Origin of the sequence: Pseudomonas sp. I8001 (genome assembly GCF_013385345.1) — a bacterium.
Classification (GTDB): Bacteria; Pseudomonadota; Gammaproteobacteria; order Pseudomonadales; family Pseudomonadaceae; genus Aquipseudomonas.
Window position 1 is genome coordinate 32,691 of record NZ_JACAQC010000060.1, and the last position, 21,864, is coordinate 54,554.

Annotated in this window: 26 protein-coding genes and 1 pseudogene; 12 read left to right on the plus strand and 15 right to left on the minus strand. The window is 60.7% G+C overall.

Features of this window, described 5'->3' with window-relative positions; all coding sequences use genetic code 11:
* Positions 1-6: 6 nt before the first annotated feature.
* From HX839_RS29915 to HX839_RS29930, 4 genes are read right to left on the minus strand one after another with little or no spacing between them, the layout of a single operon-like run.
* Positions 7-1,029 (minus strand): LacI family DNA-binding transcriptional regulator, encoded by a 1,023-nt coding sequence (locus HX839_RS29915; protein WP_003219958.1) that lies wholly within the window; start codon positions 1,027-1,029, stop codon positions 7-9.
* A gap of 3 nt (positions 1,030-1,032) precedes the next feature.
* On the minus strand, positions 1,033-2,010 hold the full coding sequence (locus HX839_RS29920) for an ABC transporter permease (protein ID WP_003219960.1): 978 nt from the start codon (positions 2,008-2,010) through the stop codon (positions 1,033-1,035).
* Complete coding sequence (locus HX839_RS29925) at positions 2,007-3,560, minus strand: sugar ABC transporter ATP-binding protein (RefSeq protein WP_177068136.1); 1,554 nt, start codon at positions 3,558-3,560, stop codon at positions 2,007-2,009. Before HX839_RS29925 ends, HX839_RS29920 begins: the two co-directional genes overlap by 4 nt.
* 58 nt (positions 3,561-3,618) lie before the next feature.
* Entirely contained in the window at positions 3,619-4,578 is a 960-nt protein-coding gene (locus HX839_RS29930; RefSeq protein WP_177009393.1) for a sugar ABC transporter substrate-binding protein, read from the minus strand.
* A gap of 566 nt (positions 4,579-5,144) precedes the next feature.
* On the opposite strand from HX839_RS29930, the gene HX839_RS29935 reads away from it, so the two are divergent.
* The 3 genes from HX839_RS29935 (at position 5,145) to HX839_RS29945 (ending at position 7,408) form a co-directional block, all read left to right on the plus strand.
* The gene (locus HX839_RS29935) at positions 5,145-6,233 is read left to right on the plus strand and encodes an asparaginase (protein ID WP_003219965.1); all 1,089 of its coding nucleotides are present in this window, start codon (positions 5,145-5,147) and stop codon (positions 6,231-6,233) included.
* A 229-nt stretch (positions 6,234-6,462) separates the two neighbouring features.
* Positions 6,463-6,714: a DUF1654 domain-containing protein gene (locus HX839_RS29940; protein WP_023659007.1), complete on the plus strand. Its 252-nt coding sequence runs from the start codon at positions 6,463-6,465 to the stop codon at positions 6,712-6,714.
* A gap of 4 nt (positions 6,715-6,718) precedes the next feature.
* The gene (locus HX839_RS29945) at positions 6,719-7,408 is read left to right on the plus strand and encodes an endonuclease (protein WP_134326091.1); all 690 of its coding nucleotides are present in this window, start codon (positions 6,719-6,721) and stop codon (positions 7,406-7,408) included.
* Positions 7,409-7,451: 43 nt separating this feature from the next.
* Here HX839_RS29945 and HX839_RS29950 read toward each other — a convergent pair whose 3' ends face one another.
* Complete coding sequence (locus HX839_RS29950; RefSeq protein WP_032899812.1) at positions 7,452-7,829, minus strand: hypothetical protein; 378 nt, start codon at positions 7,827-7,829, stop codon at positions 7,452-7,454.
* 263 nt (positions 7,830-8,092) lie between these two features.
* On the opposite strand from HX839_RS29950, the gene csrA reads away from it, so the two are divergent.
* A complete protein-coding gene (gene csrA / locus HX839_RS29955) occupies positions 8,093-8,287 on the plus strand; it encodes a carbon storage regulator CsrA (RefSeq protein WP_003192511.1) in 195 nt (64 codons plus the stop codon).
* 120 nt (positions 8,288-8,407) lie between these two features.
* Here csrA and HX839_RS29960 read toward each other — a convergent pair whose 3' ends face one another.
* Entirely contained in the window at positions 8,408-8,890 is a 483-nt protein-coding gene (locus tag HX839_RS29960; RefSeq protein WP_177068137.1) for a DUF2214 family protein, read from the minus strand.
* Positions 8,891-9,032: 142 nt separating this feature from the next.
* Here HX839_RS29960 and HX839_RS29965 point away from each other — a divergent pair, with 142 nt between their 5' ends.
* Positions 9,033-9,293, plus strand: a complete 261-nt coding sequence (locus HX839_RS29965) for a hypothetical protein (protein WP_003219977.1) — start codon at positions 9,033-9,035, stop codon at positions 9,291-9,293.
* 159 nt (positions 9,294-9,452) lie between these two features.
* Entirely contained in the window at positions 9,453-9,767 is a 315-nt protein-coding gene (locus HX839_RS29970; RefSeq protein WP_008438700.1) for a hypothetical protein, read from the plus strand.
* A 16-nt stretch (positions 9,768-9,783) separates the two neighbouring features.
* Here HX839_RS29970 and HX839_RS29975 read toward each other — a convergent pair whose 3' ends face one another.
* Positions 9,784-10,458, minus strand: coding sequence for an HAD-IA family hydrolase (locus tag HX839_RS29975; RefSeq protein WP_134326090.1), 675 nt, complete (start codon positions 10,456-10,458; stop codon positions 9,784-9,786).
* 243 nt (positions 10,459-10,701) lie between these two features.
* Here HX839_RS29975 and HX839_RS29980 point away from each other — a divergent pair, with 243 nt between their 5' ends.
* The 5 genes from HX839_RS29980 (at position 10,702) to HX839_RS30000 (ending at position 14,347) form a co-directional block, all read left to right on the plus strand.
* Entirely contained in the window at positions 10,702-10,914 is a 213-nt protein-coding gene (locus tag HX839_RS29980; protein ID WP_177009392.1) for a phage infection protein, read from the plus strand.
* Positions 10,915-11,075: 161 nt separating this feature from the next.
* Positions 11,076-11,846 carry an alpha/beta fold hydrolase gene (locus HX839_RS29985; RefSeq protein ID WP_102368533.1) on the plus strand — a complete coding sequence of 257 codons (771 nt, stop codon included), beginning with the start codon at positions 11,076-11,078 and terminating at the stop codon, positions 11,844-11,846.
* 111 nt (positions 11,847-11,957) lie between these two features.
* The gene (locus HX839_RS29990; protein WP_003219985.1) at positions 11,958-12,215 is read left to right on the plus strand and encodes a DUF2790 domain-containing protein; all 258 of its coding nucleotides are present in this window, start codon (positions 11,958-11,960) and stop codon (positions 12,213-12,215) included.
* A 51-nt stretch (positions 12,216-12,266) separates the two neighbouring features.
* The gene (locus tag HX839_RS29995; protein WP_003219986.1) at positions 12,267-12,938 is read left to right on the plus strand and encodes a heavy metal response regulator transcription factor; all 672 of its coding nucleotides are present in this window, start codon (positions 12,267-12,269) and stop codon (positions 12,936-12,938) included.
* Positions 12,935-14,347, plus strand: coding sequence for a heavy metal sensor histidine kinase (locus tag HX839_RS30000; RefSeq protein ID WP_003219987.1), 1,413 nt, complete (start codon positions 12,935-12,937; stop codon positions 14,345-14,347). The genes HX839_RS29995 and HX839_RS30000 overlap by 4 nt, the downstream gene beginning before the upstream one ends.
* On the opposite strand, the gene pcp is transcribed toward HX839_RS30000, so the two are convergent.
* From pcp to HX839_RS30015, 3 genes are read right to left on the minus strand one after another with little or no spacing between them, the layout of a single operon-like run.
* Positions 14,340-14,987: a pyroglutamyl-peptidase I gene (gene pcp, locus HX839_RS30005; protein WP_177068138.1), complete on the minus strand. Its 648-nt coding sequence runs from the start codon at positions 14,985-14,987 to the stop codon at positions 14,340-14,342. The two genes, HX839_RS30000 and pcp, sit on opposite strands and share 8 nt — an antisense overlap.
* A 7-nt stretch (positions 14,988-14,994) precedes the next feature.
* Positions 14,995-15,945 carry a DUF979 domain-containing protein gene (locus tag HX839_RS30010; RefSeq protein WP_003219989.1) on the minus strand — a complete coding sequence of 317 codons (951 nt, stop codon included), beginning with the start codon at positions 15,943-15,945 and terminating at the stop codon, positions 14,995-14,997.
* Positions 15,942-16,655, minus strand: a complete 714-nt coding sequence (locus HX839_RS30015) for a DUF969 domain-containing protein (RefSeq protein WP_003219990.1) — start codon at positions 16,653-16,655, stop codon at positions 15,942-15,944. Before HX839_RS30015 ends, HX839_RS30010 begins: the two co-directional genes overlap by 4 nt.
* Before the next feature lie 232 nt (positions 16,656-16,887).
* Here HX839_RS30015 and HX839_RS31960 point away from each other — a divergent pair.
* A pseudogene (locus tag HX839_RS31960) lies at positions 16,888-16,974 on the plus strand (SPOR domain-containing protein); the annotation flags it as partial.
* 18 nt (positions 16,975-16,992) lie between these two features.
* Here the strand turns inward: HX839_RS31960 and HX839_RS30020 are convergent.
* From HX839_RS30020 to HX839_RS30040, 5 genes are all read right to left on the minus strand, one after another.
* Positions 16,993-17,418, minus strand: a complete 426-nt coding sequence (locus HX839_RS30020; protein WP_102605118.1) for a GNAT family N-acetyltransferase — start codon at positions 17,416-17,418, stop codon at positions 16,993-16,995.
* Positions 17,419-17,469: 51 nt separating this feature from the next.
* Positions 17,470-18,234: an IclR family transcriptional regulator gene (locus HX839_RS30025; RefSeq protein WP_003219993.1), complete on the minus strand. Its 765-nt coding sequence runs from the start codon at positions 18,232-18,234 to the stop codon at positions 17,470-17,472.
* A gap of 117 nt (positions 18,235-18,351) precedes the next feature.
* Positions 18,352-19,671: an MFS transporter gene (locus HX839_RS30030; RefSeq protein ID WP_256344772.1), complete on the minus strand. Its 1,320-nt coding sequence runs from the start codon at positions 19,669-19,671 to the stop codon at positions 18,352-18,354.
* Between the two features lie 47 nt (positions 19,672-19,718).
* Complete coding sequence (locus tag HX839_RS30035; RefSeq protein ID WP_177068139.1) at positions 19,719-20,918, minus strand: CaiB/BaiF CoA-transferase family protein; 1,200 nt, start codon at positions 20,916-20,918, stop codon at positions 19,719-19,721.
* A complete protein-coding gene (locus tag HX839_RS30040) occupies positions 20,915-21,856 on the minus strand; it encodes a hydroxymethylglutaryl-CoA lyase (protein ID WP_023659009.1) in 942 nt (313 codons plus the stop codon). The genes HX839_RS30035 and HX839_RS30040 overlap by 4 nt, the downstream gene beginning before the upstream one ends.
* Positions 21,857-21,864 lie beyond the last annotated feature (8 nt).

A 21,864-nucleotide genomic window follows, 5' to 3' on the forward strand; every position in this document is an offset into this window, starting at 1 on the left:
TTCGGTTCAGCGGTATTGGGCAAACACACCGGCCAACGGCGCTGTCGACTCGCGCAGGACAATACTCGGCGTCACGATGCGTTGATCGATCGGCAATTGGGGTGTCGCAATTCGTCGCAGTAAAAGCTCGGCCGCCATCTCTCCCAACTGCAGGATCGACTGGCCCACGGTGGTCAGCGCCGGGTACACGTACTGGCTCATCTGGATATCATCAAACCCGATCACCGACAGCTCACCGGGCACCCGGATATTACGTTCGGCAGCGGCGCGCAAGACGCCGAAGCCAATCATGTCGTTGCCGGCAAAAATCGCGCTGGGGGGATTATCCGCCAGCAATTGCGCCGCGGCCGCGTAACCACCGGTACTGGTGAAATCACTTTCCAGCACACGGCCGGCCGGCACTTCGAGCCCCGCCTCGGCCAGGGCGCGGTAGTAGCCCGCCATCCGCATTTGCGCCACGCGGGTATGACTCGGGCCACCAATGCAGGCAATGTCGCGATGACCCAGATCGAGCAAGTGCCGGGTCGCCAGGTAAGCGCCCTGTTCATGGTCGATGCGCACCAGGTCGACATCGATCCCGTCCAATGCACGGTCGACGATGACCATCGGCGTGCGTACCGCCTTGAGGCCTGTCGCCAGGCCGCTGTCGTCGCCGCCCACCGAGGTCACGATCAAGCCGTCGATGCGTTTTTCCAGCAGCACCCTCAGGTAGCTGCGCTGCTTTTCGGCATTATCGTCGGAGTTGCAGAGGATCACGCAATAGCCGTTACGCTCGCAGTAATCCTCGATGCCCCGGGCCAGTTCCGCAAAATACGGGTTGAGGCTGTTGGGCACCAACAGGCCGATGGTGGCTGTGGTCTTGGCCTTCAGCGAGCGCGCGACCGCACTGGGTACATAGTCGAGCTGCTTGATGGCCGCCTCGACCTTGATCCGTACCGGCTCGCTGACCGGGCGCGTCTTGTTCACCACATGAGACACCGTGGTGTAGGAAATCCCCGCCAGCGCGGCCACATCCTTGATCGTTGCCATGGCTCAGGCTCGCCGACTGGCGCGCTGGCTGCGGTAAGTATCGAGCACCACCGCGATCACGATCACGGCACCGGTGATGATACGTTTGGTCGGCTCGGTGGCGCCAATCTGCGCCAGCCCTGCCGCCAGTACCGAGATGATCAGCACGCCGAAGAAGGTACTGATGACCGAGCCACGCCCGCCCATCAGGCTGGTGCCGCCGATCACTACCGCAGCGATCACTTGCAGCTCCAGGCCGGAACCGGCGTTGGGATCGGCCGCTTCCAGGCGCGAAATCTGGAACAGCGCCGCCACACCAGCCAGCAGGCCCATCAGGCTGAACACCAGGATCTTGTAGGGCTTGGGATTGATACCCGCCAGGCGCACGGCCTCTTCGTTGGTGCCAATGCCGATCAGGTAGCGACCGAACACGGTACGGGTCAGCACCAGCTGCGCGGCGATGATCACCAGCAACGCGATGATGAACGAAGGTGAAATGCCGAAGGCCACCGGGTTGGACAGCCAGGCAAACGAATCACCGATGTATGCGGTACGCGAGCCGGTCATCTGGTACGCCACGCCGCGCGCCATTTCCAGCACGCCGAGGGACACGATGAACGACGGGATCCGCCAGGCCACTGTGATCGAACCGGTAATGGTCCCGGCCAACGCGGCGCAGCCCATGCCCAGTACGGCTGCCGGCAACACACTCCAGCCCCAGCCGAGAATCGCCACGCTGACGGCCGATGCGGCCAGGGCCAGCACGGAGCCTACCGACAGGTCGATGCCGCCGATGATCAGCACGAAGGTCATGCCGACCGCCAACACCATCAGGTCGGGAATCTGGTTGGCCAGGGTGCTGAAGGTGTCGTACGAGAGGAAGTGGTCGCTCAGGAACGAGAACAGCGCAATCATCGCCAGCAAGGCGCCGGCCAGGCCCAGGTAGGTGCCCAGGCCATAGAAGTTGCCGCCACGTTTTGCGGGGGAGGAAGTGGTTTTCATGGGGTATTCCTAGGCGCTGCGTCGTTGAGCAGCGCATCACGTTTCTGATAGCCGGCAAAAGCAGCGGCAAGCAATTCGTCCTGGGTCCAGCTGTCGCGCTCGAAGGTCTCGATCAGGCGCCCGGCGGAAAGTACGCCGATGCGGTCGCAGATCAGCATCAACTCACGCAGGTCGCTGGACACCACCACCAGCGCCTTGCCCTGGCGGGTCAGGTCGCCGAGCAACGCATAGATATCGAATTTGGCGCCGACGTCGATGCCTCGGGTCGGTTCATCGAACAGCATCACCGCGCAATCGCGCTCCAGCCAGCGGCCAATCACCACCTTCTGCTGGTTGCCACCCGACAGCTCGGACACCAGCTGCGCCGGACTGGAACTGCGGATACGCATGGCGTCGACCTGGCGCTTGGCCAAGGCCGTTTCGTCACGACTGTTCACCAGGCCACCGCTGGACACCTTCGGCATGTTGCCCAAGGCAATGTTGGCGCCGATGGATTGGGTCAGCAGCAGGCCTTCGCCCTTGCGGTCTTCGGTGATCAGGGCGATGCCATGGCCAACCGCGTCGACGGGCGAGCGAATGCTGACGACTTGCGCAGGTGTGCCCAGGGCCACGGTGCCGCTGTCGGCCAGGTCGGCGCCGAAGATCAGGCGCAGCAACTCCGTACGGCCCGCACCGATCAGGCCGGAGATGCCGTAGATTTCGCCGGCACGCACTTCAAACGACACGTCGCGGACCTTGTCCGAGCGGGTCAGGCCTTTTACCGTCAACAGCGGCGCGCCGATGGTGCGCGGGCCCAGGTCGATTTTCTCGCCCAGTTCGCGGCCCACCATCAGCGTGACCAGTTGCTCACTGTTGTAGTTGGCCATCGGCTCGACACACACCAGCTTGCCGTCGCGCAGCACCGCAATGCGCTGGGCAACCCGGGCCAGTTCTTCGAGCCGGTGGGAAATATAGATAATCGCCACGCCCCGGGCCTGCAGGCGGGTGATTTGTTCGAACAGCATCTCGACTTCACGGGCGGTCAGCATCGCCGTAGGTTCATCGAGGATCAGTACGTGGCAGTCGCCAATCAGGTTGCGGGCGATCTCGACCATCTGTTGGTGGCCGATGCCGAGGCTGCCGACCAGGGTGTCCGGGTCGATAGCGTCCAGGCCGACCTGGGCCATGGCTTCAATGGCGGCCTTGCGCAGTTGCTTGCGACTGATCCAGCCACCGTGGCTGGGCAGGTTATCGAGGAACAGGTTTTCAGCGACCGTCAGGGTTGGCAGCAGGTTAAGCTCCTGCATGACCATGCGGATGCCCTGCTCTTCAGCCTGGGTCCGGCTGCCTGGCGTGTAGGCCTGGCCATTGAACTGCATCTGGCCGTCGGTCGGGGTGACCAGCCCGCCGATGATTTTCGACAGGGTGCTTTTCCCCGCGCCATTCTCACCGGTAAGCGCCAACACTTCCCCACGATTGAGCGTCAGGGTGATGTCGAACAGAACCGGTTGGGCATAGGTCTTGCCGATACCGCTGACCGAGAGGACAGCGTTCGGTGCGGAAGATGACATAGGAACGTCTCCAGGCGTCCGCTCGGGTGAGCGGACGCTGTTTTGTGCTGCCGGGGAATTACTTCTTGAGGATGAGTTCGACCGGGGTTTCGATCATGCCATCCACGGCATCGACTTTTTCACCCTTGACCAGCTTCAGAGCGTTCTGGATACCGAAAACGGCTTGCTGGGCAGCAGCCTGGTCGGCGGTGGCCAGGACACGGCCGTCCTGCAGCATCGGCTTGATGGCCTCGATGTTGTCGTAGCCTACGACCAGCACCTTGCCAGCCTTGCCGGCGCCACGTACGGCGGATACTGCGCCCAGTGCCATGTTGTCGTTACCGGCCAGCAGTGCCTTGATGTTCGGGTTTGCCTGGAGCATGGCAGCGGCAATCGCGTTGCCCTTGTCGATTTCCCACTCACCGGATTGGGTGGAGACGATCTTCATGCCGGCGGCATCCATCGCGTCCTTGAAGCCAGCGGTACGCTGCTGGGCGTTGGTGGTGGTGGACACACCTTCGATGATGCCAACCTGGTCACCCTTGGTGAGGTGCTTGGCCAGTTCTTCACCGACCAGGCGCGCGCCCTTGCGGTTGTCTGGACCTACGAACGGGATATCAAGGTTTTTGCTTTTCAGTACATCCACATCCAGACGGTTGTCGATGTTGACGACCTTGATGCCTTTGTCAGAGGCCTTTTTCAGCACGGTGACCAGGGCTTTCGAGTCGGCGGGAGCAATGACGATCGCGTCAACCTTGGACAGGATCATCTGATTGACGATATCGATCTGAGCACTGGTATCGGTTTCGTTCTTGATCCCGTTGGTGATCATGTCGAAGTCGGCGGCGTGGGCTTTCTGGTATTCCTTGGCACCGTCCTGCATGGTGACGAAGAATTCGTTGGCGAGGGATTTCATCACCAGGCCGACCTTGGGTTTGGCGGCGGTCTCGGCAGCAAATGCAGAGGAAAGAGGCAGGGCAGCGGATGCGGCAGCAAGCACAGCGACAGCAAGAAGACGTCCAGCAAATGGCAGCTTCATGGGTTCACTCCGATCTTATGATTATTGTGAGCAACGCTTGCACCGAAGAACGCTTCGGCAGCCAACCCACCCGGGCGGCTGATACGAGCTTTCACGACACTCGAGGAGCACCCCGTGAAACATCTCGCAAACGTTTGCGTTAGGTCAAACTATGAGAAGCTTGTCGAGATTTGTCAACGGGAGAAAACAGCCTTTTGGTGAATCCGCTTTACGCCCTGCCCTCGAAGCCATCCGGTACCCCCTTTAAACATCCGCGTTGCTGGATCGTTCTCTGAAACGACAGGTCGCGGCGTGCCTCCTGCGTTTAAAACCAAACTTTTCCGTCATCCTTTTCGGACAACCGAACACCCGCGCACCGCTTTGTTCGGAAAGCCGGACAGAAGACCAAGCCATTTACTTACAAATCAAACAAATATAGATATAAATCAATAGGTTAAATTCTATTGCCCAACAAAATCCCGCTGGTACAAATCCTGCTCTTACTCAGCACCTCGTGGCGTTCAGAACCGCCCGGGTGTTTCTAGATGAACCTGCATCAGCACTCATCAAAACTAGAGAGAAGAATAATGAAATCTGCGTTGAAAACTTTCGTACCGGGCGCGTTAGCCCTCCTGCTGTTGTTCCCCGTTGCCGCTCAGGCAAAAGAAGCTGAAACCCAGCAAAAACTGTCCAACGTGGTGATCCTTGCCACCGGCGGCACCATCGCCGGCGCCGGCGCCAGCGCGGCCAACAGTGCGACCTACCAGGCCGCCAAGGTCGGCATCGAACAATTGATCGCCGGTGTTCCTGAGCTTAGCCAGATCGCCAATGTCCGCGGCGAACAAGTATTGCAAATTGCCTCCGAAAGCATCACCAACGAAAACCTCCTGCAACTGGGTCGTCGTGTCGCCGAACTGGCCGACAGCAAGGACGTCGACGGCATCGTGATCACCCACGGTACCGACACCCTGGAAGAGACTGCCTACTTCCTCAACCTGGTGGAAAAGACCGACAAGCCAATCGTCGTGGTCGGCTCGATGCGCCCAGGCACCGCCATGTCGGCTGATGGCATGCTCAACCTGTACAACGCCGTTGCCGTCGCCGGCAGCAAGGACGCCCGCGGCAAAGGCGTACTGGTGACCATGAACGACGAGATCCAGTCGGGTCGCGACGTCAGCAAGATGATCAACATCAAGACTGAAGCGTTCAAGAGCCCATGGGGCCCGCTGGGCATGGTGGTAGAAGGCAAATCCTACTGGTTCCGCCTGCCAGCCAAGCGTCACACCATGAACTCGGAATTCGACATCAAGACCATCAAAAGCCTGCCGGACGTCGAAATCGCCTATTCCTATGGCAACGTAAGCGACACCGCCTACAAGGCCCTGGCCCAGGCCGGCGCGAAAGCCATCATCCATGCCGGTACCGGCAATGGTTCGGTGTCGTCCAAGGTGGTGCCTGCCCTGCAGGAACTGCGCAAGCAAGGCGTACAGATCATTCGCTCTTCCCACGTGAATGCCGGTGGTTTCGTTCTGCGTAACGCCGAACAACCAGACGACAAATACGACTGGGTAGTTGCCCATGACCTGAACCCGCAGAAAGCCCGCATCCTGGCCATGGTCGCCCTGACCAAGACCCAGGACAGCAAGGAACTGCAACGGATGTTCTGGGAATATTGATCGCTCCCGGGCCCGGCCGGCAACGGTTGGGCCATCCCGCTCGTGGCGTACCGCGAGCGGGTCTGATTTCCCCCGCTTTATCCCCCGCGCAAAAAACCTTTGAAAAACAAAGCGTTCCTACACCAAATCGGCAAAACCACTGTCAGAAGAACTTCTTGAATTTTAAGCAGTTGCGAAATTGCCCACAGTTAAATACTGTATGCACGTACAGCCTAATAAGGAATACTCCGTGGCAAAGCCCTCTTCCGCAGCACCAACACCTCCTGATGCCTACCAACGACTGGCCGTTCGTGTGCAGAAAATCATCAACTCCACCAATGCCCAAAAAAACAAGGCGGCGTTGATTTTTCGTTTGCCGGAGGAACCGGAAGACGAGTGGGCACGACTACTGGAAGAGATAGCAGAAAACGATAACGTCACCCTCGCTTATCGCGATGACGGCGGCGTGCAGATTTTCTGGGTTGTGCCGAAGGAAGATTGAGTCAATGAGTGTCCGTTTTATCAGTGTGTTGTTCGTGTTTTTTGCTGTTACCGCTCAAGCCCAAGCCCCCAGGACGTTCAGCGAAGCCAAGAAAATCGCCTGGAAACTGTATGAACCGCAATCCACGGAGTTCTATTGCGGCTGCAAATACAACGGCAACCGGGTAGACCTGAAAGCCTGCGGCTATATCCCGCGCAAAAACGCCAACCGGGCGGCACGTATTGAATGGGAACACATTGTTCCGGCCTGGCAGATCGGCCATCAGCGCCAGTGCTGGCAGGATGGCGGGCGCAAGAACTGCACCCGCAAGGACGCGGTCTACAAGCGGGCCGAAGCCGACCTGCACAACCTGGTGCCGAGCATCGGCGAGGTGAATGGCGACCGAAACAATTTCAGTTTTGGCTGGCTGCCGGTACAAAGCGGCCAATATGGATCATGCCTGACCCAGGTGGACTTCAAGGCCAAGAAGGTCATGCCCCGCCCTTCCATTCGCGGCATGATCGCCCGAACCTATTTCTATATGAGTAAGCAGTATGGCCTGCGCCTGTCGAAACAGGATCGCCAGCTGTATGAAGCCTGGAACAAGACCTACCCGGTACAGCCCTGGGAACGCCAGCGCAATCAAACCGTGGCGTGCGTGATGGGGCGCGGCAATGAATTTGTCGGCCCGGTGAACTTGAAAGCCTGCGGCTGAACGAAAAAAGCGGGAGCGCCATGGCCTCCCGCTTGTCGACTCTTTACTGCGCAACCTTGTGTTCGATGACCTCGGACACCGTGTCATTCTTCTTCGCAGTGGCCAGTTTCTCGGTCAACTGCGCTTGTTTCGCCTCGGCCTCGGCCTTGGTGCTGAATGGGCCCAGCAGCACCTGGTCCTTACCGTCTTCCTTCGCCAGATAGAAACTGAAACCGTGTTCCAGCAACCACGCGGTCAGGTCAGTCATCGCCTGCAGCTTGTGATCCGGCGGCCCCACCCATACATCCCATTCTTGAGAGGCGATCGCGCCGACCGCAGGTTGCGCCTGGGCGGGCGCCTCGGCAACGGCAGGCCTGGCCTTGGGGGCGTCGACACTTTTACCTTCACCGCAACCGGCCAATGCCAACACCGCAATTGCCATCGCTACTTTACGCACTACCCTGCTCCTTAGAGGATCAAAGAGGCGACTTTATCATTCACTGTCTATTCTGGCCGTCATAAACGTTGGCTTAAACAATGCGAATGATGTATCGCAGACCTGTATGATGGCGGCATGGGAATTAATGCCGCCTCTATGCGTCCTAAAAGAGGCAGCCACAGGGAAGCGCTTCGCAGTAAGCTACACACATCCGACATCTGCCCTGTCTGAAACATGTGTCCTTCAAAGCAATCAAGGAGAAGTCCATGCTGATACTCACCCGCAAAGTCGGTGAAAGCATAAACATCGGTGATGACATCACGATCACCATCCTGGGCGTTAGCGGCCAGCAAGTAAGAATCGGCATCAATGCTCCAAAGGACGTTGCCGTGCATCGCGAGGAGATCTACCAACGTATCCAGGCGGGCCTGACGGCTCCGGATAAAAACCAGACACCTTGAAGCGCCTCCAGTAGCCAGCCCTTTCGTTCACTGTAACGGCTGGCGAAAACCTCTTTCAGCCTGCTCGCGGCTTCCCGCGGCCAGCGCGCCCTATTCCCTTGTTCCAGCGTCAGGCCAGCGTCATCCCAGGCCGATACCGCGTGCCATGCCACTCGCTGCAATCATCATCAGCACCAGCAGTAACGCCTGCACATGGCTGATGCGCGCAAAAAGACCTGCCTGGTGCAAATCGAGGCGCGTGCCACGCGCCAACGCGATGCGCCATTTGATAAAGCGAATCATCGGCGCGAGCTCCAGTAACAAAATTAATACAAGCAGCGTCATCTTCACGTGAAACAACGGCTGGTGCAGGTAATAATCACTGCCCTTTTCGTAGCCGCCGAAGGCCCGCAGGCCACCGGTTACCAATAACACCAGGGCACTGATTCCCCAGATGTTGTCCGCGATCAATACGCGGCGCAGGGTGGATGGGTCACTATCAGATACACCGCGCAATGCCTTGCCACGCGCAAGCACGGCCGACAAAGCCATGGCGAATGCCAGTAAATGGACTGCTGCAACCACTGAACCAACATAAGGCGTACTCCCTTTTGTATGACACATGGCAGGAACACTTCTCAGTAATAGTCGCTGGCTGCGTTCAACGCATGAAACAGCCTGCAAACAAAGGGAACTTGTGGAGTTTTCCAGGGCCGAATCTCGTGACAAATCCCCTACAGTCTGCAGCGCGCCAAGGAGCACGTTGATGAGGCGTACCGTTAAACAGCCTTACTTATCCAAGTCTTGGTTGATTGTCACGCTGATCAGCGTGGCGTTTGTGGCGCTGGAGTATGGCCTCAAGTTCGAAATCGAAGGCTCCTCCGACAAAGCCTACTCATGGCTGGACCTGACGCTGTTCCTGAGCGCGTACTTGTTTTTCTTCTGCCTCAAGCCCATTCAGGTCGCCGTCCATCGCAGACTGTGCCGGCGCGCGCCTCACAGTGATCGCCGCAAAGCCTCATCCTGACGGCTTTGGGTTTCATCTTGAAGTTCGTTGCCCCAGCGCGGTGTATCCCGCAAGCGGGTTGAAACCGCCGCCGCAGTTGCTATCAGATCGCCGGTATTTACAGCTGCGCGACACAACCTATGCTTGGGCATGCACGGTCGGTGAAAGGTTGTAGCGCTGATGGACACACTGAGTAAAAGCGAAATCGAATCAGCACTGGCAGCGCGCCTGCCGAGCTACAAAATCGTCTGCACCCTGCATGCCGATGGCACGCTTTCCGCGATTCTCAGCGGCCCGGAAGCTGATCACTTTGCAGTGACCGGCATCGTCCGCGCCCACCATCGAGGGCCGGAGGCGATTGCCAGGCTTGCCAGCGAAATCCTCAAGGAAATGGTCTTGTCCCGCCAGGGGCTCAAGGGCAACCGCCTGCAGACGCTGACTGGAAACGGCTCCAACGTTGAACCGCCCCTATACGAAGAAGGCCGATCCGGGTAACCGGGTCGGCCTTTTTTTACGCCAGGCGCTGTAGATGCAACAGCCCGGCTTCGTCCCGCTGAACCTGTAGATGCTCATACCCGTCAATCGACGGATGCGCGGTGACCATGGGCACAAGGTGGGTCGACGTCACCACCATCACATCGGCCCCCGCCGCCTCGCCGGCGCGAATCCCGACGCTGGCATCCTCAAACACCAGGCAGTCCTGTACCGGTACTCCCAGCCGTTGCGCACCGAGCACATAACAGGCAGGGTCCGGCTTGCCGCTCGCAACATCCTCCGCGGTGACCAGCACCGCCGGCGGGTTGATCCCGGCCGCCTGCATACGGCGCAGAGCCAGTGCCTTGGGGGCAGACGTAACCAGCGCCCATTGATCGCCGGGCAATGCGTTGAGGAATTCCACCGCGCCCGCAATCGCCACCACCCCTTCCACATCCTCAAGTTCAGCCTCGGTAATCCACTGCGCCTCAGCCTGCGCGTCCACACCGGGCAACGCCTGGCGGGTGATGGTATCGATGGCCCGGGCACCATGGATGGTCTTCAGAAAGGCCTCGACATCCAGCCCATGGCGTTCAGCCCAGGTGGCCCATACGCGCTCGGCGGCGGCAATGGAGTTCAGGAGTGTGCCATCCATATCGAACAGGAAGGCGCGGTAACGGTGGGCGAATACAGCTGAATCGCGGGTGGACACTGCTCGGCTTCCTCTTGCTTTCGTCACCCGGTCTTGGGCGCTGACGAACCACTTGCCTGGTGCAATCTACGGATCGGCCCAAACGCTGTAAACCTTCCCGTGGTTTGTATCGGACTGTATGGGAACCCCGCCTGGATACGCGAACCCGCATTTCGCCACGCCTGGGCACACATGGCAGATACACCCCGGCGATTAACTACGACCACCAGCCAATCCGGCTGACTCACGCGTAGGAGCCTCATCATGTTCAATCTCTCGAAAGCTTCGTCCCTGGTACTCGGCCTGACTGTCATCGCGGGCCTCGGGCTGTCATCCATGGCGTCGGCCGACACCGACGCTGGCGCGGTCAAAGACCAGTCATCCCACCTGCTCGCCGAGGGCGGCGCAGATCGCCTGCACGAACGCGGCCTGGCGGAAGGCGGCGCTGAACGCCTGCAAGCAACCCGTACTGTCTGATGGGTCACCGTCCAACCAGGGCAGCCTTCCGGCTGCCCATTGCATTACAAACTTGTCATCAAGCTGTCAGTGTTGCCCTCACCCTCACTTCATACAGTGAAGTCGTCAGTCACCCACAGCGGGTGACCCAACTTCCCACTGAAAATGAAGCGAGCCCGCCCATGAAACCTGCAAGCAAACTCTGCCTGATCGCCGCCAGCCTGTTGATGCTGGGGACCGGCGCCGCCGTGGCCGGCCCGATTGCACCGGTGAAAGCCAATAACGTAGTGCTGGTACACGGCTCCTGGGCCGACGGTTCCAGCTGGTCCGAAGTGATTACCCGCCTGCAGGCCGCCGGCTTGCATGTAACCGCCGTGCAAAACCCGCTGACCTCGGTGGCGGATGACGTCGCTGCCACCAATCGCGTACTCGATCAACAGGACGGTCCTACCGTGCTGGTCGGCCATTCCTACGCCGGCACCGTGGTCAGCGACGCCGGGGTCAACCCCAAGGTCAGCTCCCTGGTATACGTCGCCGCCCGCGCTCCGGACGCCAACGAAGACTTCGTCGCCCTGTCCGCCAAGTACCCAAGCACACCCGTGCGGGCCGGTGTGGTGGAGCACGACGGTTACCTGACCCTGAACCAGGACGCCTTCCTCAAGTACTTTGCCGCCGATGTACCCCACGCCAAGGCCATGGAGCTGTACGCCGTGCAACAACCGATCGCCAAGACCCTGTTCAGCGGTCGCACCGTCAACGCCGCGTGGCACACCAAGCCGTCCTGGTATGCGGTGTCCAGCAATGACCAGACCATCAACCCCGACCTGGAACGCTTTCTCGCCAAGCGCATGAACGCCACCACCATCGAGGTGCCATCGAGCCACTTGTCCCTGGTTTCCCACGCCAAGGAAATCACCGACCTGATCCTCGAAGCGTCCGGCCGCCAGCCTTAAGCCCTTCATTACGATCTTGTCATCATCCTGTTGGCTGGCTGTTTGTGTCGCCTGGTTACTGTGAACTCACTGCCGGATACCGGCAGCCAACCCTTAAAGAGAGATACCGCCATGAAACTGTTTATCCTCGGCTTTGCTGCCCTCCTCGCCACCGGCTCGGCCTTTGCCGATACCACCGCCACCACCTCGGTGATCCATGACACCCCCGGCTTCTTCATGCACATGGACGTGGCCAAAGTACTGTCGAGCACCGATACCTACGGCCAGTGCGGCATTGTCCCTGCGCGCCTCGACTACCTCGACAGCCAGGGCCGCGAACACGTGCTGGACTATCAAGTACAGGGCATCGGCTGCCCCAATGACAATTGATCGGGCTACACTTGCGCCACGCAAGAACTGCACATCACCAGGGCGAATCCCATGAATATCCTCGTAGTCGAAGACGAGCCCAAGGCGGGCAACTACCTGCTTAACGGCCTGCAGGAACTGGGTTACTCCGTGAGCCTTGCCCGCGATGGCGTGGACGGTTTGCACCAGGCCCTGGAAACCCCGTTCGACGTGATCGTGCTGGACGTGATGATGCCGAAGATGGACGGCTGGGAAGTGCTGCGTCGCCTGCGCAAGGAAGCCGACACGCCGGTGCTGTTCCTGACCGCCCGGGACGATATTGCCGACCGCATCAAGGGCCTGGAACTGGGCGCCGACGATTACCTGATCAAGCCGTTTTCCTTCGCCGAACTGGTGGCGCGCCTGCGCACCCTGACCCGGCGCGGGCCAAGCCGTGAAGAAGAACACTTGCAGATCGCCGACCTGCAGATCGACGTGCTCAAGCGCCGCGTCAGCCGTGGCGGCGTGCGCATCACCCTGACCAACAAGGAGTTCGCCTTGTTGCACTTGTTCGCCACCCATCAGGACCAGGTACTCTCGCGCTCGCTGATCGCCTCAAGGGTGTGGGACATGAATTTCGACAGCGACACCAATGTGGTCGACGTGGCCGTGCGCCGCCTGCGCCTGAAAATCGACGACCCGTTCCAGCTCAAGCTGATCCATAGCGTGCGCGGCATCGGCTATCGCTTCGATACGCAACCATGAGCAAGCCCCGGCATTACTCCCTGACGCTGCGCCTGGCGCTGATCTTCGCCCTGCTGGCGTTCGCCCTGCTGGCAACCCTCGGCGTGGCGCTGTACCGCGACCTTGAGCGCGAACTGATCCACCGCGACGACGCTGCGCTGATCTACCGCGTCGACCAACTGCGCAACCTGCTGAACGACAGCAACACCCTGGACCTGATCAAGACCAAGCCCGAACTGTTCCAGAACATGCTGGGCAACCGCGAATCGGTGCTGAGCATCGCCGCACCCGGGCAGAAACCGCTGCTGGAAGTGAACCCCGGCAACATCGACATGCCCGACGTTGCACCGGTGCCCCGGGACCACGCCCTGGAATTCGCCGACGTGCAGCATTTACCCGGCGTCAATGGCGTCCCCTTCTCCACCCTCGCCGCGACCATCGATTCAGGCGACCTGGGCAGCCTGCAAGTCACTACCGGGCGGTTGATGACCGAGCGCACCGCAGTGCTCGCCAGCTACCGGCTGAGTGTCTATATCCTCGCCAGCATCGCGGCATTGGTACTGGCGGTGGTCGGTTACCTGATGGTGCATCGCGGCCTGCTGCCATTGCGGCGCCTGGCCGTGCATGCCCAGGGCATCGGCGTCGGCAACCTCGCCGCGCGCCTCGACAGCCACGGCGCCCCCAAAGAACTGCTGCCGATGATTGATTCGTTCAACACCATGCTCGAACGCCTGGCCAAGGGTTTTGTGCAACTGGGCCAGGTCTCCACCGACATGGCCCACGAACTGCGCACGCCGATCAATAACTTGCTCGGGGAAACCCAGGTGGCGCTGCAGCAACACCGTAGCATCGAAGCCTACCAGCAACTGCTGGCCTCCAACGTCGAAGAACTCGAACGCCTGGCGCGCATGCTCGACAACATGCTGTTCCTGGCCCGCACCGACCCGGCCAGTGCACTGCGCCAGCGCCAGGAACTGGACGCGGCCGATGAAGTGGAACGCATGGCCGACTACTTCGAAGGCCTGGCGGGCGATGTCGACATCAGCATCCTCGCCCAGGGCGCCGGTGTGATCTGGGCCGAGCCGATGCTGCTGCGCCGTGCCCTGGCCAACCTGTGCGCCAACGCCATCAAATATGGTGCGCCCGCCTCTGAACTGCTGATCCAGGCCACACCCTGCGCCGAAGGCATCAACCTGACAGTGACCAACCACGGCGCGACCATCCCGGCGGAGCACTTGCCCAGGTTGTTCGAGCGGTTTTATCGCGTGGATGAATCACGGGAGCGTTCGGCGCATTCCAATGGATTGGGGCTGTCGATTGTCGCGACCATCATGCAGTTGCATAACGGCCGATACAGCGTGAGCAGCGAGAACGGTGTGACCTGCTTCGCGTTGTTTTTCCCGGGACGCGAAGCCGAAAACCTCAGCTGACTTGCCCACCCGTTTCACTGATATCCACCAGGGTATTCCAGGCCGTCAGCAGCGCAATCCGCAAGCCCTCGACCTGCACCGGCAACGCCATCGAGGCCGGCTCGGGTATTCGGCCCGCCACCTGCTCGGGCAGCCACGGCACATGGATGAAACCGCTGCGTACCCCTGACCCGGCGAGCGCGTGCTGCAACAGATAGAACACCTGGTTGCACACGAAAGTGCCGGCGGTTTGCGACACGCTGGCCCCAATGCCGGCCTCGCGCACGGCCCTCACCATGGCCTTGCTCGGCAAGGTGCCGAAGTAGGCCGCAGGGCCGCCGGGCAGCACTTCCGTGTCGACAGGTTGCTCACCCAGGTTGTCCGGGATCCGCGCGTCGTTGAGGTTGATCGCGACCCGCTCGATGGAAATATCACTGCGCCCGGGGCCCAGCCCGACAGCAATGACCATCTGCGGGCGGTGTTCGGCCAACAGCTGAGCCAGGCGCTCGCCCGCCGTGGCAAAGGCACAGGGTAACTGCCGCGCGACAATCCGCACATCAGCGCCCAGCTGCACACCCTCCAACAGGCGTACCGCCTCCCAGGACGGGTTGACAAGGTCTTGGTCAAACGGTTCGAAACCCGTCAGCAATACAGTGCGCATTACAGCCTCACATCAGCAGGTAGAGCAGGACAATATTGACCACCAGCATCATCAACGCGGTCGGCATCTGTGCCTTGATGACCGCGTTTTTATCCGGCAGCTCCAGCAACGCTGCCGGGACAATATTGAAGTTGGCCGCCATGGGTGTCATCAGCGTACCGCAGTAACCGGAGAACATGCCGATGGCAGCCATCACCGCCGGGTTGCCGCCGTAGATGCCTACCAGCACCGGTACGCCAACGCCGCCGGTCATCACCGGGAAGGCGGCAAAGCCATTGCCCATGATCACGGTAAACAGTGCCATGCCCAACACATACACCATCACCGCTACCAGCTTGTAATCCAGGTTGATATAGGTGGTGGTGATGTGCGCCACCGCTGTGCCCACGCCCGCTTCGTTGAACAACAGCCCGAGCATCGCCAGCATCTGCGGCAGCACCATCGCCCAGCCCAGCGCTTCGGTGAGGCGCCGGGATTCGCGAAGGGCTTGCACCGGGGTGTCCCGCGTCAGCCAGCAGGCCAGTGCCAGTGCAATCAGGCAGCCGATACCCAGGGAAACAAAGGTGGTGTTCTTCGGGTCCAGCAGCGGCACGCCGCCGATCTCGGTGTGTTTGAGCAATACCGAGCCGATCACCGTGGTCAACGGAATGGCCAATGCCGGGATAAACAATTTATGCCCCAGGCGACCAGCGCTGGCCCGTGCGGCCTTGTCATGCAACTGGGCATGCGCGCCGCGGCCTACGCCGCCCAGGCCCGCGATGAGTGCCATCACCACCACGCCCACGCCGACCACCACCGAGGGCAGGCGCTCCCCCACCAGGAACGGAATGGCAAACAGCAGCCAGAACAACGAACTCGACCAGCGCTTGGGGTGGGTGCGATCCATCAGGATCATCCCGGCGGTAATCACCAGCAGAACGCCGGCCAGCCAGTACAGGTATTGAATGGAAATGATCATTGCGCCGCCTCCGCTGTGTTGGCCGGTAACAGCTCTCGGGTCAGCATTCGGTCAAAGCGGTGCAAGCGAATGGCGTGAATGATGAAGGCGCAGATCGCCGTCGGGATGCCCCAGACCGCAATGTGCAGAGGCTCGACATCAATCCCCGAACCCAACAGGAAGGTGTGCATCAACGCAATCGCACCAAAGGCGACGAAGATATCCTCGCCAAAAAACAGCCCTACGTTGTCGGTCGCGGCACACATGGCCAGGACCTTGTGGCGAAGCTTGTCGGGGAGTTTGCCATAGCGTTTTTCCGCCGCGCCTTCCGCCATCGGCGCCAGCAACGGGCGCACCATCTGCGGATGCCCGCCCAGGCTCGTCAGGCCCATGGCCGCTGTGGATTCACGCACAAACAGATAGATGATCAGCAAGCGCCCAACCGTGGCCCGCTCAAAGCGCGCGATCCAGTTTTGCGCATGCAGGCGCAAGCCATGGCGCTCCAGCAAGCCGATGACAGCCAGGGGCAACAACAGGATCAATTGCAAGGCGCGAGTCTGGAGGAAGCCGTCGCCCATGGTGGCGAGGATCTTTTCCAGTGGAAAGTGGGCGGCAAACCCGGTGGCAATCGCTGCCGCCGTGACGACCAGCAGCGGATTGAAGCGCAACACAAAGCCGACCACGATGACGAGTACGCCAATCAGCGGCCATAGGTTCACAACAGTTTGCATGGTGGTGAGGTCCTTAAGTGCGCGCTGCGGCGCCAGTAAAGCAGGTAGTGAACAAAGGGTTCACTGCAAGAAAACGGCGTGCAGCCCGGCTCGATTTTTTATTGTTGACCTGGAAGGTCGAGCGTCAGTGGCCGCATCTTTGCTGCTTGGGGAGGGAGGTGTCCAACAAGAAAAATTGTTGCTGCAATCCAATAAAGTTTGTGGGTGTTTGAAGCGTTAGAGGGCATTTGTCGGCCCGTTTGAAGAGAAGGCCCAGGCGCAGAACGTGCTCAGGTACTTGAAGTCCGATCAGGGCCTCGACGGCTTGGTCACGTGGTGAACGGTGACCCGCTAGCCCTCAGCCCAGGTGCTTCTGGAAAAAGTGGCGCGTGTGTCCTGGCGGGTACTCGGCAATATGCCCGAACTCGCTGAAACCCAGCTTCCGGTAGAACCCGGGCGCCTGGAAGCTGAAGGTGTCCAGCCAGATCCCCGCACACCCTTTCTCCCGTGCCAGCTCCTCAGCCGCGCGCATCAGCCGCGAGCCCATGCCTTGAGTGCGCATTGACTCAGGCACGCTCAACAGCTCAATGAACATCCAGCCATAGGAAATTTTCCCGTACAGGCCGCCCACCACTTCCTGGCTGGCGGGATCACGCAGTAACAGCCCGAACGTTTCGAACGGGTTCTCGCCGCATTGGCTGATGTTGTATGCCCTCAGCGGCTGGAGGATGGCCTGGCGCTCTTTCTCCGTCACCTCAAACGACAGTTCCATTGCCACGTCCATCTTGATCGTCCTGTGTTGAATTCCAGATCAGCCCACAAAAACACCACCCCTTCAAGGATTGAGTTTTTCCAGGGCCGCTCGCAACGCGGTGTTGTTGCCGCCCAACGCGCTGGTGGCGATCGCCGCGTTGCGCAGCAGGATCGATGCGGCGTGGGGGATGTGTTCTTTCAGCAATCGGTCGGAGGGGCCCGACAGCGTCAACGCGCCCTTGAGCTCACCGCCCATTGCAAACACGGGGACGGAGACGGCGGTGGTTTCCGGGTCGCGTTCGCCGAACGAGCAGGCCCAGCAGCGTTCACGCTCCTGAGTCAGTGTGGCGTCACCCTGGCGTGAGAACGCGCGCAGGACCTTGCCGGAAGCCCCGGCATGCAGCGGGAACCGCGCGCCTTCCAGCACCGAGACCCGCACCGCGCGCTTGGGCTCGACACGGAACAACACCACCCGGCTGCCGTTTTCATAGACGTAGAAAGACGAGGTCTCGCCGCTCTCTTCGGTGATGGATTCCAGCAGCGGCAGGATCACATCCCGCAAGCGGAACGAGGCTTGATATAGCTGGGACAGGCGCAGAGGTTCAGGCCCGACGGCGTATTGGCCGTCACTCAAGCGCCGCACGAACCCGGCTTTTTCCAGCGAGGTGATCAGGCGCAGGATGGTGCTTTTATACAAGCCGGTGCGCCGGGCGATCTCCGCCAGGCTCAAGCTCTCCTGGTCGATATTGAAGGCCGCGAGAATGGAAAACGCGCGATCGACTGCAGCAACGCCGCCTTCCGGACTGCCGGCTTGATCAGCAAGACTGTTGTTGGGTTCGGTACTCATGGCCACTCATTGGGTATTCATCGCCGGCGCAAGCGGCGGCATCATTGCCGTCCCGGTCGCGCCAGACACTTTCAGTCGCCGTAACATACCCTTTTGCGCCGGGGTGCAGCCACCGCATTATGCGTCCCGCAGGAAAAGCCGCAGCGACATAACCATCGCGGCCGCGACGAACATGATGCACCCCATCACCATCAGGCCCGCCGTGAACGAGCCGGTGTAGTCCTTGAGAAAGCCCATCAGGTATGGCCCGACAAAACCGCCAAAGGCACCAATCGAGTTAATCAGCGCAATACCACCGGCAGCGGCCTGGCCACGCAGGAACTTGCCCGGCAAGGTGTAGAAAATGGTCTTGCCGGCAATCGTCCCCACCAGCGCCAGGGTGATCCCGGCCAGGGCGGCCACCAATGTGTCCATCTGCAAGGCGACCAATAGCGCCAGGCCAGCCAGCAGCATGGCCACGGTCAGGTTGAAAATCCCCTTGCCGGTGCGGTCCACGTGTTTCGCCCAAACCAACAGGCCGATGGTTGCAAAAAAGTAGGGAATCGCCGCCACCCAGCCAATCATGCTGATCTCGACACCGTGGGCCTTGAGCATCTGCGGCAGCCAGATTCCAATGCCGTAGGAGCCCAGGGTAAAACTGAAGGTAATCGAGCTGAGGATCCACACCCGAGGGTCCTTCAGGGCAGCCTTGAAGCCGTGGCGGTGCTGGCCCTGGCTTTGCTCTTCAGCCAGCAAGCCGGTGAGCACGGCACGTTCCTGTGCCGACAGCCATTTGGCTTCGGAAGGCTGGTTGGTCAGCACTTTCAACGTGATCAGCCCGAGGATGCACGCCGGGACGCCCTCGATCAGAAACATCCATTGCCAGCCTGCCAAACCCCAGATGCCGTGCATTTGCAGGAGCCACACCGACAGCGGGCCGCCCACCAGGAACGAAATCGGCGTGGCCGCGGTAAACCATGCCAGCACCCGCGTGCGGTACTGCGCAGGAAACCACAGGGTCAGGAAAAAGATCACCCCGGGAAAGAACCCGGCCTCGGCCACACCCAGCACCAGGCGCATGGCGTAGAAGCTGTAGGGGCCGACGACCCAGGCCGTGGCAGCCGCCGCGATCCCCCAGGTAATCATGATGCGCGCCATCCACCGCCGGGCGCCAAAGCGGTACATCGCCAGGTTGCTCGGCACCTCACACAGGCAGTAGCCAACGAACATAATCCCCGCACCCAGGCCGAATTGCGTGGCGGTCAAACCCAGCTGTTCGGTCATTTGCAAGGCGGCGTAGCCAACGCTGGTGCGGTCCAGGTAGTTGAAAAAGTAAGCCAGGGCGAGCAGCGGGATCAGACGCCAGGCGGCCTTGTGCAGGACGCGGGTTTGCTCTGCATCCAGCACCACGGCGGTGATGGCTGGGGCGCCTGATGCAGGTGTCGTGACAATTGCCATGACGGGTTTCCTCGACATTATTGTTATTGGAATGGCGACAAAAGCACCTAGCGGACCACGCCACGAGCGCGCAAGGCGTCGACATCCCTGGCGGCATAACCCAGCTCTTCAAGCAACGCCTGCGAATGGCTGCCCAGTTGTGGCACGTTCAGGCGCGTATCGAAACGCCGGCCATTCATTTCAAACGGCAGCATCGGCACCTTCACTTCCTCGCCGTTATCCAGCGTCAGGTGCGCCAGGCCGCCGGAGGCATTCAGGTGCACATCGTCAAACAGATCATGAGGCCGCTGGATCGGCGAGAACGGCAAGCCGGCCTGCTCGCACATGTCCATGATTTGCTGCTTGGGCAGCGTGGCCAGCCGCTCCCGCACCAGCGGCAGGATTCGCGAACGGGCATGCACACGCTGGGTGTTGCGCGCCAGTTCGGGGTCGCTGCCCAGTTGTTCAAAACCAAACGCCTGGCAGAAGCTCAGCCATTGGCTGTCACTCACCACGCCCATGAACACCTGCTCGTCATCCTGGGCGTTGAACACGTCATAGATCGCCCACGCTGAAAGACGGCTGGGCATCGGCGCTGCCGGCTGGCCGGTGGTCGCCATCTGCATCATGTGCTGGCCGACCAGGAACGCGGAGTTCTCGAACAGGCCGGTCTGCACAAACTGGCCCTCCCCGGTCGCCTTGCGTTGCCACAGTGCGGCCAGGATCGAGATGGCGCTGAACATCCCGCCCATCACGTCATTCACCGAGGCACCAGCGCGTAGCGGGCGGCCTTCGGGGCCGGTCATGTACGCGAGCCCGGACATCATCTGCACCACCTCATCCAGTGCAGTGCGGTGTTCGTAAGGGCCCGGCAAAAAGCCTTTCATGGAGCTGTAGATAACGTCGGGCTTGATCGCCTTGACCTGCTCAAAGCCCAGGCCGAGTTTTTCCATGGCGCCTGGACGAAAGTTTTCGGTGACCACGTCGGCGCTTTCGATCAGCTTGCGCACCGCCGCCATCCCTTCCTCGGTCTTGATGTCGACGGCGAAGCTTTTCTTGTTGCGGTTGTAGGTCATCCAGTAGCCGGCGCCCGAACCGGTCAACCGCCGGGTGTTGTCGCCAGCCGGCGTCGGTTCGACCTTGATCACTTCGGCACCAAGATCGGCCAGCACCAGCCCGCAGGTCGGGCCCATGACCATGTGCACAAACTCGACCACGCGGATGCCCGCCAATGGCAGCGCCTGGATCTTGTGATTCTGCGTGTTCATCGTACAGCCCCTGCGTAGTGGAAGTTCTTGCCCACGCCGGCATCCGGAATGAACCCGTAGAGCGGCTCGCCTGGCAGGCCTTTTTGCAGCCATTCACGTGCCGCCACCAGCTTGTCGATATCGACGCCGGTACGCAGGCCCATGGATTCGAGCAGGTAAACCAGGTCTTCGGTCACGATGTTGCCCGACGCGCCCGGCGCATATGGGCAGCCGCCAATCCCGCCCTGTGAGGCGTCGAACGTGGTGACCCCCACATCGAGCGCCGCCAGCACATTCGCCAGCCCCTGGCCGCGGGTGTTATGGAAATGGGCACTGCCAGCCTTGGCGCCGATTTCGCTGTGCAAGCGGATAAACGCCCGGCGCACCTGAGCCGGGTTGGCGTAGCCGACGGTGTCCGCCAGCCCTACCTCATCCACGCCCAGCTCGGCCATGCGCAGCGCCATGCGAATCACATCGTCCTCAGGCACTTCGCCCTGGATCGTGCAACCGAATACCGTCGACAACCCAGCCTCCACTTGCACCTTCGGGAAGTGTTCGTTGCGCAGGGCAATGACCTGGCGAACCTCCTCGAACACCTGTTGATGAGTCTTGCGGATATTGGCCAGGGAATGCGGCTCGCTGACGGAGATCGGCAGGGTGATTTTCTGCACGCCGGCGTCGAAAGCGGCCTGGGCGCCCTTGAGGTTCGGCACCAGCGCCGTGACAAACACGTCCCGGCGTTGACGCATATGCACCACTAAGTGCGCCGCATCGGCCATCTGCGGCAGCAGCTTGGGGGAGACGAATGAGCCAATCTCGATTTCCTTGAGGCCGGCGTCGGCCAAAGCCGTTAGCCACTGCAATTTCAGCGCGGTAGGCATCGTCGCGGCGACGCTTTGCAGGCCATCACGCGGGCCTACCTCGCTGATCAGAATGTCGATGTTTTTATTAGGGGTCATCACCAGGC